This is a genomic window from Mesorhizobium sp. M1066, from assembly GCF_040318635.1.
GTDB lineage: Bacteria > Pseudomonadota > Alphaproteobacteria > Rhizobiales > Rhizobiaceae > Mesorhizobium.
In genome coordinates, this window is record NZ_JAMYMR010000004.1 from 68,057 (window position 1) to 83,249 (window position 15,193).

Below are 15,193 nucleotides of genomic sequence, written 5' to 3' on the forward strand. Positions count from 1 at the left end.
GCGGGATCTCCACCGAAGGCCAGCGTGAAGCCCTTCACTCCCGCGACTTTTATGCCGGTGCCGGCGAGCCCTGCAAGGCGGGCCGCAATAGCCGCTGGTGCCTGTATTCCAGCGCGATGGCGCCCCAGATCAGGCCGAGCAGCAGGTAGACATGGCGCCAGTGGTCGATGTCGATGAAGGTGCCGAGCCCGATATTGCCGATGAAGGCGACATAGGCGCACAACAGATAGGGCTGCCACGGCCGGTCGCGCAGCAGGATGCGGAATCCGGCTGCCATCGTCCAGGCGACGAGTGTGAGGAACGACACGAAGCCGAGCCAGCCATAGTCCATCAGCATTTTCAGCCAGATGTCGTGGGTGTCCTCGCCAAAGATCGTGCCGAAGACCAGCGGGCCGATGCCGAACGGGTGCTCCATCGCCATCTGGAAGCCGATGCCGTAGCGGGCGAAACGGCCGAGGCGGGCGGTGTCGTAGCTCTGTTCGAGATGGGCACGGTTGGAGAACATCTCCGACACGCCGGGCAGCTGCAGGATGACGATCATGGCGACGACCAGCAGCGCCAGAGCGGCCATCGTCATCACCACCACGCGCAGCCGGAACTTGCCGCTGGCGCTCTGCAGGAACAGGCTGCCGGTGAGCAGGACGGCCGAGACGGCGAACATGCCCCAGGCGCCGCGCGAGAACGAGAAGAAGATGCCGGCGGTGATGATCAGCAGCGGTACCGCCAGCAGCGGCATGCGTGTCACCGGTCCGGTCAAAAGCAGATAGAGCAGATAGATGCCGGGCAGCACCAGGAACGGGCCGAACACGTTCGGGTCCTGGAAGGCGCCGGCGGCACGATCGTATTTGGTGAACATCTCCGCGCCCGGAAAGGCATGGAAGTAGCCTGCAATGCCAAGCAGCGAGGTGGCCACGGCCGAAACCACATAGGCAATGAAGATCAATCGGTAGAGGCCCGGCTGTACGGCGGTGATCGATGCGAAGAACACCGCGCTGAAGGCGAGAAACAGCGAGACGGCGAGATAGAGCGGCGTGTTGGCGAGGTCCGCCATCTGCGTCATGGAGATCATGCCGCCGATGTTCATCGTCACCAGCAGCACCAGCAGCGGCGTGGCCGCGCGGGAAATCCGCAAGCCGAAAAGCGCCCAGATGGCGATCAGCCCGGCCATGTAGAGCTCATAGGGCGCCGGCTCGCTGATGACGAAGCCGGACAGCAGAATGCCGAGGAAGACCGCGCCCGAGGAAATCAGCGCGACCAGCTTGGCGTTGACCGCCGCGCGCGGCAGATCATGGCTGATCGCGCTCAATAGGCGTTTTCCGTGTTGAGCAGCCGGAGCGGCGTGAGGAACAGGATCCGCAAATCGAACAGCAGCGACCAGTTCTCGATGTAGTAGAGGTCATACTCCGTCCGCATGCGGATCTTTTCGTTGGTGTCCATCTCGCCGCGCCAGCCATTGATCTGCGCCCAGCCGGTGACGCCGGGCTTGACCTTGTGGCGGGCGAAATAGCCGTCGACCACTTCGTTGTAGAGCAAATTATGCGACTGCGCGGCGATGGCGTGCGGACGCGGGCCGACCAGCGACAGCGAACCCAGGAGCGAGTTGAAGAACTGCGGCAGCTCGTCGATCGAGGTCTTGCGGATGAAGCGGCCGACACGGGTGACGCGCGGGTCGTTCTTGGTCACCGTCTGCTTGGCGGTCGGATCGGCCTTGTCCGTATACATCGAACGGAACTTGTAGACCTCGATGATCTCATTGTTGAAACCGTGCCGCTTCTGATGGAACAGCACCGGCCCCTTGCTGTCGAGCTTGATGGCGATGGCGGTCGCCAGCATCACCGGCGAGAACACGACGATGCCGATCAGGCTGAAGACAATGTCGAAGGCGCGCTTGGCGACCGAATCCCAGTCGTTGATCGGCTTGTCGAAGATGTCGAGCATCGGCACCGCGCCGATGTAGGAATAGGCGCGCGGGCGAAATTGCAGCGCGTTGGAATGCGCCGAAAGCCGGATGTCGACCGGCAGCACCCACAGCTTCTTCAGCAGCTGCAGAACGCGCGATTCGGCGGTCAGCGGCAGCGATACGATCAGCATGTCGATACGGGCGATGCGGGCGAATTCGATCAGTTCCGAAATGGTGCCGAGCTTGGGGTAGCCGGCGACGATGGGCGGCGAGCGCTTGTCGCCGCGATCGTCGAAGATGCCGCAGATGCGGATATCGTTGTAGGGCTGCTTTTCGACCGAGCGGATCAGGATTTCCGCCGCCTTGCCGCCGCCGACGATGACGGCGCGCCGCTCCATGCGGCCATCGCGCGCCCAGGTCCGGATCAGCTTCGACATCACCAGCCTGAGGCCGAAGATGAGAACGAAGCCGACGACGAACCAGCTGCCGAACAAAAGGCGCGAATAGTCCTGCGACATCTTCATGACGAATGCCGTCAGCGCCATCAGGGCGAAAGTGCCGGCCCAGACGAGCAGCACGCGGCCGAAATTGGCGATGGGCCGCATCAGGGCGACGATCTGGTAGCAGTCGGTGACGTCGAGCAGCACCACGGCAAGGAACGAGCCCGCTGCGATCGTCACCGGATATTGCCAGGCGAGATAGTTGAAGAACCCGACATAGTGGAAATAGACGGCGAGTCCGGACAGGAACAGCAAGCCGAATTCGACCATGCGCAGGACACCGCTGACCATGATCGGCGACATCGTATCGCGCCTGTACTGCGAGGCGACCTGGCGGGCGACATCGTTCATGCCGCTTGGCGTGTCGCCATCGGCCGGGCCGTCGAATTTACGCACCGCCTCTGCTGAAAAGCGGCGCGCGGGGTCGATCTCGTTCATGAGGGCTTTCCGCAAGCTTCCCCACGGTCATAGCAAAAGAGAGCTAAGAAACCCTTGAAACAACGTATGGCTTTGGAACGGCTTGGTCCTGCGCCTACCTGTCGAGCGCGGCGAAATAGGCCTTCTCGATGTCGGCGGCCATCACATCGGCGCCGAAGCGTGCCTTGAGGTTGGCGCCGTCGGGCATCAGGTCGCGATAGGCGGCGGGGTCGGCCAGCGCCTGGCTCATCCTGTCGGCGAGCTCGATCGGGTCAGGTCGGATCAGGGCAGAGGAACCTGTGTCGAATATCTCCGGAATGCCGCCGACCGCGGTTGCGATCATCGGCTTTCCCGCGGCAAGCGTTTCCAGGACGATATAGGGCATGGCTTCGGCGCGCGAGGGAACGATGATAAGCGCGGCAAGGGCAAAGGCCTCCCTGGCCGGCATCGGCGGCAGGAAGCGGACATGGCGCTCGAGCCCGAGGCGTTTCACCTGCCCGTGATAACGCGGAAGGTCGTCGCCGTCGCCGACCATCACGGCGGTCAGCGCGCGGCCGAACCGCGGGCCGGCGAGCGCCAATGCATCAATGAAGATGTCCGGTCCCTTCAGGTCGCGCATCATGCCGATGTAAAGCAGGTCGGCAGCGTCCGGCGCGGTGATCACCGGCTCGAATTCTGTGGCGCGCAGGCCGTTATAGACGAGGGTGTTGGGAATGGGCGGCTCGCCGACCTTGTGGCGATAGGTCCGCCGCTCATAGTCCGAGACAAACAGCAAATAGTCGGTGAAGCGAGCCATGAAGCGCTCGAGCGCGAAGAACAGCTTTCCGATGACCGTGTTCTCGTCATAGTGGAGGGAGCCGCCATGCGGCGAATAAAGGCGGGCTACGCGAGACCTTGATACCCGCAACAATGAGCCGAACAGACGGGCATAGGCGCCACCCTTGGCGCCGTGCCCGTGCAGTACGTCCGGCCGCAATTCCTTGATGATCCTGTACGTGCGCCAGGCCGAGGCAAGATCGCCGGGACCGACGTGGCGCTGCATCGGCGTGCGATGAATGCCGAGCGCCAGCATGTCCTTCATCTGATCGAACAAATGTTCCTCGAACGCGCCGCCTGTCGTCGAATCGCAGACGATGCCGACGGAATGCCCGGCGGCGACCTGCGCCTCGGCCAGGTCGCGCACATGCCGGAAAATTCCTCCGACGGGTGAGCGAAAGCAATGGACGATCCTGAGCCTGTCCGCCACGTGGTATCTGTCAGAACAGACGTTCGCGGACGTAGACCGTATCGCCCGGCAGCAGCGGGTCGGAGGTGACCACGCGGCCGGTCATCACCTTGCCGTTGATGTCGCGGGTGATGTCGACGCTTTCCTGGTTGGCGCGCGGCGTGAAGCCGCCGGCAATGGCGATCGCCTTCTGCACCGTCAGGCCGGGAACATAGGAATATTGGCCGGCGGCACCCACTTCGCCCATGACGAAGATCGGGCGGTAGCGGTCGATCTCGACCGAAACGTCGGGATCGCGCAGATAGCCTTGCCGCAATTTGTCGGCAATCTCCTTTTCCATTTGCTGCGCGGTGTGGCCGCGCGCTGGTATGGCGCCGACAAGCGGGAAGGAGAGATAGCCGGATTGATCGACGCTGTAGGTGTTGGTCAGCCCGTCCTGCTCGAACACGGTCACGCGGACGCGGTCGCCGGCGCCAAGACGGTAGGGCTGATCGAGCACCTCATGGAAGGCGGCCGGCGTCGGCCGGTAGCTGGAACAGCCAGCCAGCATCGATACGGCAAGCAGCGCGCGAAACATGGAAGCAGTGCTTTTCATGGCCGGACAGGTACCTTCGACTGGTCGCTGCAACGTCGCAGCAACTCTAGGGATCGAGGTCCGTTATCATCCTGTTAGGGTTAATGGCCGGTAAAGGGAGCGGCCGACACGTGGCGCATCGGCAAGAGTTTTTGTGATTTTTGGCGGTTTTGTTTGTCACCCGCCAGTAAACCCTAACGGAAACTTACCGCGATCTTAACGGCTGAGTTACCATAGTTGTTTACGGTGCGTGCTGACCCAGTATCGGAGTAGGGATGCATGTCCGTTCAGTCCGCGGCCGCAGATGTCGACGTTGATCTCAGGCAGCTCTTCGCCAGCCTGGCGAGGAATTGGCTGCGTATAGTCCTCGTCGTCCTGTTGGCTACCGGGCTGGGCTTCGCTTTTGCCTCGCTGGCAACCCGGCACTACAAGGCGGAGACGCAGGTGGAGATCGCGCCGCGCGAATCCATCTATACGCGGCCGGCCAGCAACAACAACGACACCGACAAGCCTATTCTCGACGAGCAGGGCGTCGCCACTCAGGTCCAGATCATTTCCTCCAACGAAATCCTCAAGCAGGTCTCGCAAAAGCTTGGTCTGGAAAAACTGCCCGAGTTCAATGAAGCGCTCGACATGTCGGCGTTGAGCCGCGCTCTGGTTCTGGTCGGCCTGAAAAGCGATCCGATGGAAATTCCGACGGAAGAGCGCGTGCTCAAGAAAATGCACGAGAAGCTCAACGTCTACGGCGTCGAGAAGACCCGCATCATTGCCATCGAGTTCTCATCGGAAGATCCCAAGCTCGCGGCCGCCATACCAGACGCCATCGCCGCCGCCTATATAGCGGGGCAAGGGGCGGCCAAGCTCGAATCGAACAGCGCCGCCGCCGACTTCCTGGCGCCGGAGATCGCCGACCTGCAGCGGCAGGTCAAGGATGCCGAGGCGAAGGTCGCCGCCTACCGCGCCCAGTCCGATCTTCTGATGGGTGGCAACAATTCGGTGTTGGCCACCCAGCAGCTTTCGGAACTGTCGAGCGAACTGTCGAAGGTGCGCGCCAACCGCGCCGCTGCGGAAGCGACCGCCGACGGTGTGCGCAGGGCGCTGCAGAATGGCGGTTCGCTGGATGCCGTGCCGGAGGTTCTGTCGTCGGACCTGATCCAGCGCTTGCGTGAGCGACAGGTCGAATTGCGCTCCAACATCGCCGATCTGTCGACGACACTGCTTGGCAATCATCCGCGCATTCGCGCGCTGAAATCGCAACTGTCCGATCTCGACGCACAGATCCGCAGCGAGGCCCAGAAGATTATGAAAGGCCTGTTGATGCAGGCCGAGACGGCAAAGGCCCGCGAGAACCAGCTTGTCGCGGACGTCAACACGTTGAAGGCCGCTTCGGCGCAGGCCGGCGAACAACAGGTCGATCTGGACGCACTGCAGCGCGATGCGACCGCCAAGCGACAGCAACTCGAGCTGTACCTGACCAACTACCGCGAAGCCGCTTCGCGCCAGGATCGCAACTATCTGCCGGTCGACGCGCGGATCGCCTCGAAGGCTTCGGTTCCCTCCGAGGCCTATTTCCCGAAGGTCGGGCCGATCGTCGGCGCGGCTTTCGCCGCATCGCTGCTGATCATGGCCATCGTGACGCTTCTGCGGGAGCTGTTTTCAGGCCGCGCGATGCGGCCGGCGAGCGGTTCCCGTTTCGAACGGATCGATGAGGTCGCGATGCCCCAGGTGGCGCAGGCGCCGGTCGCCAAGCCATTTGTCCGCCACGAGCCTGCCGTCTTCCAGGAACCCATCGTTCGCCAGGAGATGCCGGAACTACCGCCTGAAGCAGATGCGGAGTCCTATACCGCCGCAATGCCAACCGTGGCCGAGGCGCCTGATAGGGTTGTGATGCCCGATGCGGTGACCACCGAGCGGACGGCTGTCGAGCCCGAACCGGTGCGTTCGACGCTGGGCGAGATCGACATCGAGAAGGCTGCCGAAAAGCTGATCTCCAGCGGTGCGGCGCGCGCCATATTCGTCTCGCCGGAAGGCGACGAGGCGGCTGCATCCGCGATCCTGGTGGCGCGCGAGGTCGCCGACGCCGGCCTGCGCGTGCTGTTGCTGGACCTCACCGCATCGGGGGCCGCCTCGCGGCCGATGCTGGACAGCGGCCTTTTCCCGGGCATCACCAACCTGCTCGCTTCGGAAGCGCAGTTCAGCGACGTCATCCACGCCGATCTCTATTCGGACTGTCACGTCATTCCCGTCGGAACCGCCGATCCGGTTCGTGCCATGCGTGCTGCCGACCGGCTGCCGATCATCATGCAGTCGCTGACGACAGCCTACGACCTGGTCGTGGTCGAGTGCGGACCGGCCGACGCGCAAGGCATCGGCCGCCTGACCGGCGATGCCACCGAGGTCTTTCTCTCCATGCTGGAGGCCGACGATGAGGTGACGCAGGCTGCGGTCAAGCTGATCGAGAACGGCTACCCCGACCTGACGCTGGTGACGCCGCTCGGCCACGAACCGCCCGGCAATCCGGTCCCGGGACGGCGCACTGCCGCTGCCTGAGGGAGCCGCGGATCGCTTGGCGGAACCGTTCTGCGGTTCGCCCGATCTATCCCAGTTCAAGCGTCGTTACGCCGAACACCCTTTGCAGGTCCAGTTCCGGGGCAGGACCTTTGTACATGCGCGTGGTGGTGAAGGTCGGCGCAAAGCCGGCCGCATCGAGCGCAGTTATGAAGCCGGTGTTATCGGCTGGGACGTCGATGTGCAGCTCGCCGCCCTCACAGGCACGGGCCAGTCCCTCCAGGAGTTGCAAAGCGATTTCCATACCGTCGGCAAACAGCGGGCCGATCTTGAAGCCGGATCGACAGCGGCGCGCCACGCCAAAACCGGTCACGCCGCGCGAACCGATCGCCGCCAGCCCATGATGCGGCTCCTGCAGCCATCGCTTCAGAAAGGTGCCTCGGGGCGCCGGAAAGCAATGGGAGTCATAGGCGACGATGTCGGACAGGAGCTGCGTCGTAATCATCCGCAACCCATCGTCCCTGACCGCCGGGCCTGCCTTGCGCCCGGTGAAGCGGATGGTCTCGTAGGCCGGCGCGAAGCCCTTGCGCCGGTAATTGGCCTGCTGCTCGGCGACGCCGTCAAGGCCGACGGTCCGGCCCGCGAGCCTTTTCATGCCGGCGTCCCACACAGCCTTGCCGTAGCCCATGCCGCGCATGTCAGGCCGGGAGATGTAGAGGCCGATGAAACCGAATTCGCTTCCATAGGCCACGGCCGAAATTGCCGCGGCCATGTCGTCGCCGACAAAGGCGCCGATGAAGCCTTCGGGGTCCGCCGCCTGGAGCATCGCCGGGTCTTCAAGACCTGGGTTCCAGCCTTCCGCCGCCGCCCAGTCGACGAGAAGCGCCAGTTCCTGCAGGGACAGTGTGCGGATGATCGGCTTCATGGCGCTAGCTATCTTCCTCCGCGGGCGCTGCCTGGCCGGCGGCTTTGCGGCGCAGCACCTTGGTCAGCTTCCAGATCGTCGGGCTGTTCTTGACGAAGGCTTTCAGCCGCGCGCCTTGCCGAAGCGTCAGCGCCAGCATGCGGCCCTTCACGGTCAAGGGGACCAGCACTTCGAAATGCCGCGTTTCGATATCGCACCACAGCCGCTTGTAAGGCTCATCTCCGACCGAAAAGTCATAGACCTCGAAACCGGTCTCGCAGGCTTCCTGGATGTTGTCGAAGAACAGGAAGTCGCCGGGGCTGGCGTGCCCGAGATCGTCCTCGGCGATCGCTCCGAATTCGCAGATCAGGCGTTTGCCCGAGCGGCTTGAACCGGTGATGGCGCGCAGCTTGCCGGCAACCTCGAGTCCGTGCAGCACGAACGAAGGCTTGTCCTCGGCAAGCGCCTGCATGAACAGCGCTCGGAAGAAGCCGCGTACCTGCGCGTCGCCAAAAACATTGGCGATGCCCATCTTGCGGAAGCGGAGCTCCTTCATCTCGAAGAAGGCGTCGAGCAGCCTGTCCACCTCGTCGGGGGTGCGGGTCTCGATGCGCCGATAGCTGCCTACGGCCTCGAATTTCCGGATCTGCGACCGGTGCTTCTTGCGTTTGCGTTTGCCGCTGGCGCGGGAAAGCAGCGCATCGAAGCCGCCGGCGAGATCGACGGCCAGCGACAGATTGGGGCTGGAAAAATGGTCAAGCGATGCGAGCGGATTGGCGACGCCGTGGAGATCGGGCAGCAACCGCTCGAGCGCGACCAGATCGACGTCCGGGCGTGCCTTGGCGATGGCCGCCAGTACCGATCGGAGGGCCGGTATATCCGCCTTGGCCAGCCAGTTCGGGTCCGCGGCGACGAAGTTGCCGTTGGCGTGGCGCCCACCCATGAAGCGGGCGATCCGGAACAGCCCCTTGGAGGCAACCTCCAGCGCCAGCGAAAAAACCGGTTTGCCCTCGACACTCAGCGTCGCGACAAGCAGATCCGGTTCGACCTCAGCCGCCCAGTTCAGGATCCAGGCAGCACTCTGCGGTGGCGCAAACAAAGCCGAGCGGCAGAACTCGGCATAGGCCGCGAGTCCGTCCGCGGACACCACTGAAATCGACAGGCCGGCATGGTCCCGTGGCAAGGCCCGCGACGATGCCTCGGTCGCCGCAAGCCGATTGCCATCAAATGACGCAGTTGCGTCAACCATACCTCAATCCTTAGGGCGTATTGATCGCGATTTGGGGGTTCGCATAGGCGCATTCCGTGCTTGGATCAGCCTAGGCGCAAAAGGTGAATGAATGATCGACGGCGGGGAGGCAATCCGGAAACTGGCGCTGAACGTCGCCCGCTATACCGGCCTTGCACCGCTGGCCAAGCCGTTCATCGGCGGCATTGGCGCCATCCTGATGCTGCACCGTGTTACCGCGACGCCGGAACGGCCCGACAGCGTCAACCGGCATCTGAATATCGCGCCCGGCTTCCTTGACGCCATGATCGCCGACATGAAGGCGCATGGCTATGCCTTTGTTTCCATGGACGAAGCCGTTAAGCGCATCAAGGCGGGCGGCAAGAGCGGTCAGTTTGCCACGATCACCGCCGACGACGCCTATCGCGATAACATGACCGAGGCGTTGCCGGTGCTCGAGAAGCACGGCGCGCCGATCACCATCTATGTCGCACCCGGGCTGATCAACGGCACAGCCGACCTGTGGTGGGATGTAGTCGAGGACATCGTCAACGCGCGCGATACCTTGACGCTGACGCGGCCGAAGGGTCCGCTGACGATCGATTGCTCGACCCCCGCGAAGAAATTGCAGGCCAATGCACGCCTGCACGCCTATCTCACCTCGGAAGTCCGCGAGGAGGACCTGCAGGCCGTGTTGCGTGACCTGGCTCGCGCAAACGGCATCGACGCCGACGGCCCACGCTTGCGCACATTGATGAGCTGGGATGAAATCCGTCGCATCGCCGCGCATCCGCTGGTGACGATCGGCGCCCATACGATCAACCACAGCAACCTGAAGCGGCTCTCCGAAGCCGATGCCCGGCACGAGGTTGGCGCCGTGCGCGCCATGTTGCAGGCCGAACTGGGCGAAGAGCCCCGCCATTTCGCTTATCCCTATGGCTATGCCAGCGCCGTCGGCTGTCGCGAAGTGGGCTTTGCCCGCGACGCAGGCTATACCTCCGCCGTGACGACGCGCCACGGCGTGCTGCGCGCCGAACATGCAGGGTTCCTGCATGCCTTGCCGCGCATTTCCGTCAACGGCCGCTATCAGAGCCTCGCCCACATCCGCACCATGCTGTCGGGCGTGACGACGCCGCTCGCCAATGCCGGCAAGATGGTCGTCACCATCTGACGCTGGCGGTTTCGCCTAGCGCTTGGCCCTCGGCTCCAGCATCAGCCATTTGATGATGCCCATTGCCGGCAGCACCCAGAGCAGGCCGCTGAGCAGGAAGAAAAGGAAATGTACCCACGGACCCGACTCCGAGAGCCGGGCGACCGCGAAGATCGATGCGACCAGCGCATAGATGATGACCAGCGCCACCAGCAGAAACATTCCGATCAGCTTTTTCAGGCGCAGGGGCATGGCTGGTCTCCTGATCGAGCATGCCGGAATTCGCACAAGTGGCCTGGCAGGCTCAAGGGGTATTGGCATCGCATAGGCCTTGAGGCGAGACTGTGCAACCGGTGAGACGCGGCGCGACGGCGTGCCGCGCCGTATGGTCTTGCCAGCACGGGTGCGATGGTCCACCAATCCGCCAAATCAACATGCCGGGACAAGATCATGGCTGCCATATCAGCTGCCGCCCCATACGTCGCCCGCGACCGCGACCTGCATAACCGGGCGCTGCTGCGCGGCTGGCTCTATGTGGTGCTTCTGGTGCTGTTTGCGCTGGTGCTGGTCGGCGGTGCCACCAGGCTGACCGATTCCGGCCTGTCGATTACGCAGTGGAAACCGATCCACGGCGTGATCCCGCCGCTCAACGATGCCGAGTGGCAAGAGGAATTCCAGCTCTACCAGCAGATCCCGCAATATGCCGAGCTCAACAAGGGCATGAGCATCGAGGCCTTCAAGTCGATCTTCTGGTGGGAATGGGCGCACCGTATCCTGGCCCGCAGCGTCGGTCTGGTCTTTGCGTTGCCGCTGCTGTTTTTCTGGGCGACGCGCCGCATCGAGCGCGGCCTGGGCCCGAAACTCGTGGGCATTCTCCTGCTTGGCGGTCTGCAGGGCGCCATCGGCTGGTGGATGGTGGCTTCAGGATTGGTCGACCGCGTCTCCGTCAGCCAGTACCGGCTGGCGACCCACCTGACGCTTGCCGCGCTGATCTTCACCGCCACCATGGTGGTCGCGCGAGGGTTGGCGCCGCATTCCGAGCCTGCCGCCGATGGATCGACGCAGAGGCTGGCCGGCTTCATCGTGCTGCTGGCGCTGATCCAGATCTATCTCGGCGGCCTGGTCGCCGGGCTCGACGCCGGCCTCAGCTACAACACCTGGCCGTTGATGGACGGCAAGATCATCCCGGGCGATCTGCTGATCCTCGAGCCGGCATGGCGCAATTTTTTCGAGAGCCCGAAGACGGTGCAGTTCGTCCATCGGCTTGGCGCTTACACGGTATTCGTCGTGGCGTTGTGGCACGTGATCGCCACGCGCCGGCGGCTGCCTGAAACAACGCATGCGCGCCGCGCGACGCTGCTGTTCTTGGCTGTGCTGGTGCAGGCCTCGATCGGCATCGGCACGCTGCTGATGCATGTGCCGCTGCATATGGCGCTGACCCATCAGGGATTTGCGCTGATCGTGCTGGGCTTTGCAGCAGCGCATTGGCGCGGCACCAAGGGCGCCTATCCCTTGCCGCATGCAATCGCGCTCAGGGGCTGATCCCGAGCCGATCGACCGGTCACATCCAGAATTCGCCAGTTACATCCAGAATTCGTTTGAAGATGTCGTCTTGTCGCCGTCGAATTCCGCCTGCCGCAACGCCGCGGCGGATGGTGCGGACTGGTCTTGAGCGGCATTGGCTGCCTTATCGGCGGCCTTGAGAGCATCAAGCCTGGCCTGGGCCGTGGCGATATCCTGCTGCACCTGGGCAGCCTTGACCTGATCCGTGATCGCCTTGGCCTGGTCTTCCAGGTCCTGGATCTGCTTTTCGAGTGCGGCCTCCTGGGCTGCATTGCTCGACGAGCTGGACGAGGAATACTGGGTTGCCTGGGAGGAACCCGAAATCGCGCTGACCATGACAAATCCCGAAGTGAAGCCGAGACCTGTCAGTAGCCCATTGTGGTGAACAAGCGGTTAGCACCGCACCGCAGCCCCGCGATCACAAGCTTGCCCGCACCGCCCGGATCGCCCCGGCGATCGACAATTCGCGGTTCTCCTCGACCGCATTGTCGTCCTCATGATGCCAGGCAGCCGACAGGCAACCATAGGCGATGGCATGATCAAGGACGGCTGGTGGCGTCTGGCCCAGTGTTTTGGCGAAGATCTCGGCCATATACGCGATCCGCTCCGGATCGAGGCAAAGCTCGTCCCGGTCGAGCGGGTTGTAGAACATGTTCGCGGCGTCGAAGCCGGGGTCGCCGAGAACGCCCTTCGGATCGATGGCCAGCCAGCCGCGCGGCCCGTGCAGGATGTTTTCGTGATGCAGGTCGCCATGCAGGGGCCTGATATCGTGCGGATTGGCCAACAGTCGATCGGCGATGATGGCGGCCTCGACATAGAGGCTGTCATGGCCCGAATCGCGGTCGATTGTCGCCTTCTTGAACAGGCTTGAAAACCGTTCCCGGAGCGGCTGAAGCTCGGGCGGGAAGGGGTCTTTCCCCTGTGAAAATAGTTTCGCCATCACCTCGGCCGCGATTTCGGTGGCGGCGTTGTCGCCCTGTCCGTCGAGCACCTCTGAAAGCAGGGTTTCACCCGCATATTCGAGCAGCATGCTGTGGCCGTCGCGGCCGAGCAGGCGCACCGCGCCTTCGCCGCGCCGCCAGGCGAGATAGTGCTCGCCGCGCAACTCGTCGGCGACATCATCGAAAGGCTTGAGCGCCTTGACGATCGCCGGCGATCCATCTTCGCGCAAAACCTTCCAGATGCGGCTCGAAAAGGTCTCGGCAATGAGTTCGGGCGCGCTGACGTTCCAGCGCACCGGAAAGGCGGGCGTGTCCATCAGAGGCCGAGCATCAGGTCCATGTTCTGCACGGCGGCACCCGAGGCACCCTTGCCGAGATTGTCATAGACCGCCAGCAGCAGGGCCTGCGCCCGTTTGTCATTGGCGAAGACATAGACCTTCATCCGGTTGGTGCCGTTGTAGACCTCGGGATCGATCTCCGGCATGCGCTCCGAATGCGCATAGGGCGCCACCTCGACCACGCCGCCCTTGATGGCGGCGAAATGGTCGGCAATCGCCGCATGCAGCTCCGCACCGGTCGGCACATGGTCGAGGCCGCCAAGCTGCAACGGCACGACAGTGATCATGCCTTGCGCGAAATTGCCGACCGCCGGCTGCATGATCGGATCATGCGACAGCCTGGCATAGGCCCTCAATTCCGGCACGTGCTTGTGCTGAAGGGTGAGGCCGTAGGGCAGGAATTCCGAGGCGTCCTCGCCCTTGGCGACATAGTCCTCGATCATCGGCCGTCCGCCGCCCGAATAGCCCGAAATGCCGTTGACGGTGATCGGGAAATCGGCCGGCAGCAGGCCGGCGGCGACCAGCGGCCGCAGCGTGGCGATCGGTCCCTGCGGCCAGCAGCCGGGGTTGGCGACGCGTTTTGCCGAGGCGATCGCCTTTGCCTGGTCCTTGTCCATCTCGGCGAAACCATACGCCCAGCCTTCCGCCACGCGATGCGCGGTCGACGCATCGATGACTTTGGTGGTGTCGTTGGCGATCAGCGAGACGCTTTCCTTCGCCGCGTCGTCGGGCAGGCACAGGATCGCGACATCGGCGGCGTTGAGGAACTCGGCGCGTGCCGCCGTTTCCTTGCGGCGCTCGGTCGGGATGGAAATGATCTCCAGATCACTGCGCTCGGCAAGCAGCGCCCTGATCTGCAGGCCGGTGGTGCCGTGTTCGCCGTCGATGAAGATTTTCGGTTTCATGGGTTGATCAAATTCCCTGATATTTCAAGATTATATGCCCTGACCTTGAATCACTGCGGCACCATTGTGGTTGCCGTTGTTCAACTCTTCAAGCCGGGCCTTTCGCTCAGCCAGCAGGCCGAGATATTGCATGGCCACCATCGAGCCGGCGATCGCCGTTATATCGGCGTGATCATAGGCCGGCGCAACCTCTACGACATCGGCGCCGACAATGTCGACCTGGTTGAGCTGACGCAGCGTCGACAGGATCTTCGCCGACGACGGCCCGCCGGCAACTGGCGTGCCTGTGCCAGGCGCATAGGCCGGATCGAGGCAGTCGATGTCGAAGGTGAGATAGGTCTTCTTGCCGCCGGTGCGGTCGACGATGGCGTAGGCGATGTCGGACGCCCGCATCTCCTCGATTTCATGGCCATGGAGGATCTTGATGCCGAACGTGTCGGGCGCATGGGTGCGGATGCCGATCTGGATCGAACGGTCGGGATCGATGATGCCTTCCTTGACGGCGCGGCCAACGAAGGATCCGTGGTCGATGCGCTTGCCGTCGTCCGGCCAGGTATCCTGATGGGCGTCGAACTGCACCAAGGCGAGCGGACCATGGATGGCGGCATGCGCCTTGAGCAGCGGCCAGGTGACGAAATGGTCGCCGCCGAGCGTCAGCAGGAAGGCGCCGGATTTGAGGATCTTGGCCGCTTCGCGCTCGATCGTGCCGGGGGTCTTCTGGTGATTGCCCGAATCGAGCAGGCAATCGCCATAGTCGACGACCGCCAGATGCTCGAACAGATCGCGTGAAAACGGATATTGCGGGTCGTTGTCGAGGATCGCCGAGGCGCGGCGGATGGCCTGCGGCCCGAAGCGGGCGCCCGGCCGGTTGGTGACGGCGGCATCGAAGGGAATACCCCACACCACAGCATCCGCGCCCTTCACGTCCTTGGTGTATTTGCGCCGCATGAACGACAGCGCGCCGGAATAGGTCGGCTCGAACGCGGCGCCCGTTTTGGAACGGGCGGTGAAGGCGTTGTCGATGTTGTTGTTCGCCATTA

At 63.4% G+C, this 15,193-nt stretch carries 14 protein-coding genes; 3 read left to right on the top strand and 11 right to left on the bottom strand.

What is annotated here, in order from left to right:
- Positions 1–49 precede the first annotated feature (49 nt).
- The 4 genes from NKH52_RS08110 to NKH52_RS08125 form a co-directional block, all read right to left on the bottom strand.
- Entirely contained in the window at positions 50–1,306 is a 1,257-nt protein-coding gene (locus NKH52_RS08110; protein ID WP_352729396.1) for an O-antigen ligase family protein, read from the bottom strand.
- Positions 1,303–2,838 carry an undecaprenyl-phosphate glucose phosphotransferase gene (locus NKH52_RS08115; protein ID WP_352729398.1) on the bottom strand — a complete coding sequence of 512 codons (1,536 nt, stop codon included), beginning with the start codon at positions 2,836–2,838 and terminating at the stop codon, positions 1,303–1,305. The genes NKH52_RS08110 and NKH52_RS08115 overlap by 4 nt, the downstream gene beginning before the upstream one ends.
- Before the next feature lie 94 nt (positions 2,839–2,932).
- A complete protein-coding gene (locus NKH52_RS08120) occupies positions 2,933–4,063 on the bottom strand; it encodes a glycosyltransferase family 4 protein (protein ID WP_352729400.1) in 1,131 nt (376 codons plus the stop codon).
- A 10-nt stretch (positions 4,064–4,073) separates the two neighbouring features.
- Complete coding sequence (locus NKH52_RS08125; protein ID WP_352729402.1) at positions 4,074–4,637, bottom strand: polysaccharide biosynthesis/export family protein; 564 nt, start codon at positions 4,635–4,637, stop codon at positions 4,074–4,076.
- 258 nt (positions 4,638–4,895) lie between these two features.
- Between NKH52_RS08125 and NKH52_RS08130 the strand changes: the two genes are divergently transcribed.
- Positions 4,896–7,166, top strand: a complete 2,271-nt coding sequence (locus tag NKH52_RS08130; RefSeq protein WP_352729404.1) for a GumC family protein — start codon at positions 4,896–4,898, stop codon at positions 7,164–7,166.
- Between the two features lie 46 nt (positions 7,167–7,212).
- Here the strand turns inward: NKH52_RS08130 and NKH52_RS08135 are convergent, their stop codons facing one another.
- Entirely contained in the window at positions 7,213–8,049 is an 837-nt protein-coding gene (locus tag NKH52_RS08135) for a GNAT family N-acetyltransferase (protein WP_352729405.1), read from the bottom strand.
- Positions 8,050–8,053: 4 nt separating this feature from the next.
- A complete protein-coding gene (locus NKH52_RS08140; protein WP_352729407.1) occupies positions 8,054–9,277 on the bottom strand; it encodes a GNAT family N-acetyltransferase in 1,224 nt (407 codons plus the stop codon).
- Positions 9,278–9,368: 91 nt separating this feature from the next.
- Here NKH52_RS08140 and NKH52_RS08145 point away from each other — a divergent pair, with 91 nt between their 5' ends.
- Complete coding sequence (locus NKH52_RS08145) at positions 9,369–10,427, top strand: polysaccharide deacetylase family protein (RefSeq protein ID WP_352729409.1); 1,059 nt, start codon at positions 9,369–9,371, stop codon at positions 10,425–10,427.
- Positions 10,428–10,442: 15 nt separating this feature from the next.
- Here NKH52_RS08145 and NKH52_RS08150 read toward each other — a convergent pair whose 3' ends face one another.
- Positions 10,443–10,658, bottom strand: a complete 216-nt coding sequence (locus tag NKH52_RS08150; protein WP_013532215.1) for a DUF2842 domain-containing protein — start codon at positions 10,656–10,658, stop codon at positions 10,443–10,445.
- A gap of 198 nt (positions 10,659–10,856) precedes the next feature.
- On the opposite strand from NKH52_RS08150, the gene NKH52_RS08155 reads away from it, so the two are divergent.
- Entirely contained in the window at positions 10,857–11,948 is a 1,092-nt protein-coding gene (locus NKH52_RS08155; protein ID WP_352729412.1) for a COX15/CtaA family protein, read from the top strand.
- 39 nt (positions 11,949–11,987) lie between these two features.
- On the opposite strand, the gene NKH52_RS08160 is transcribed toward NKH52_RS08155, so the two are convergent.
- The 4 genes from NKH52_RS08160 to speB form a co-directional block, all read right to left on the bottom strand.
- The gene (locus NKH52_RS08160; RefSeq protein ID WP_352442559.1) at positions 11,988–12,305 is read right to left on the bottom strand and encodes a hypothetical protein; all 318 of its coding nucleotides are present in this window, start codon (positions 12,303–12,305) and stop codon (positions 11,988–11,990) included.
- Positions 12,306–12,387: 82 nt separating this feature from the next.
- A complete protein-coding gene (locus NKH52_RS08165) occupies positions 12,388–13,230 on the bottom strand; it encodes an aminoglycoside phosphotransferase family protein (protein ID WP_352442569.1) in 843 nt (280 codons plus the stop codon).
- A complete protein-coding gene (gene argC / locus NKH52_RS08170) occupies positions 13,227–14,153 on the bottom strand; it encodes an N-acetyl-gamma-glutamyl-phosphate reductase (RefSeq protein ID WP_352729413.1) in 927 nt (308 codons plus the stop codon). Before argC ends, NKH52_RS08165 begins: the two co-directional genes overlap by 4 nt.
- Positions 14,154–14,183: 30 nt before the next feature.
- On the bottom strand, positions 14,184–15,191 hold the full coding sequence (gene speB, locus NKH52_RS08175; RefSeq protein WP_127288726.1) for an agmatinase: 1,008 nt from the start codon (positions 15,189–15,191) through the stop codon (positions 14,184–14,186).
- Positions 15,192–15,193 lie beyond the last annotated feature (2 nt).

What these genes read in the sequence shown, in the direction of transcription:
- NKH52_RS08155 (WP_352729412.1), top strand. Translation starts at nt 10,857, where the DNA reads ATGGCTGCCATATCAGCTGCCGCCCCATACGTCGCCCGCGACCGCGAC.
- NKH52_RS08150 (WP_013532215.1), bottom strand. Translation starts at nt 10,658, where the DNA reads ATGCCCCTGCGCCTGAAAAAGCTGATCGGAATGTTTCTGCTGGTGGCG.
- NKH52_RS08140 (WP_352729407.1), bottom strand. Translation starts at nt 9,277, where the DNA reads ATGGTTGACGCAACTGCGTCATTTGATGGCAATCGGCTTGCGGCGACC.
- NKH52_RS08130 (WP_352729404.1), top strand. Translation starts at nt 4,896, where the DNA reads ATGTCCGTTCAGTCCGCGGCCGCAGATGTCGACGTTGATCTCAGGCAG.
- NKH52_RS08135 (WP_352729405.1), bottom strand. Translation starts at nt 8,049, where the DNA reads ATGAAGCCGATCATCCGCACACTGTCCCTGCAGGAACTGGCGCTTCTC.
- NKH52_RS08115 (WP_352729398.1), bottom strand. Translation starts at nt 2,838, where the DNA reads ATGAACGAGATCGACCCCGCGCGCCGCTTTTCAGCAGAGGCGGTGCGT.
- NKH52_RS08160 (WP_352442559.1), bottom strand. Translation starts at nt 12,305, where the DNA reads ATGGTCAGCGCGATTTCGGGTTCCTCCCAGGCAACCCAGTATTCCTCG.
- argC (WP_352729413.1), bottom strand. Translation starts at nt 14,153, where the DNA reads ATGAAACCGAAAATCTTCATCGACGGCGAACACGGCACCACCGGCCTG.
- NKH52_RS08125 (WP_352729402.1), bottom strand. Translation starts at nt 4,637, where the DNA reads ATGAAAAGCACTGCTTCCATGTTTCGCGCGCTGCTTGCCGTATCGATG.
- NKH52_RS08145 (WP_352729409.1), top strand. Translation starts at nt 9,369, where the DNA reads ATGATCGACGGCGGGGAGGCAATCCGGAAACTGGCGCTGAACGTCGCC.
- speB (WP_127288726.1), bottom strand. Translation starts at nt 15,191, where the DNA reads ATGGCGAACAACAACATCGACAACGCCTTCACCGCCCGTTCCAAAACG.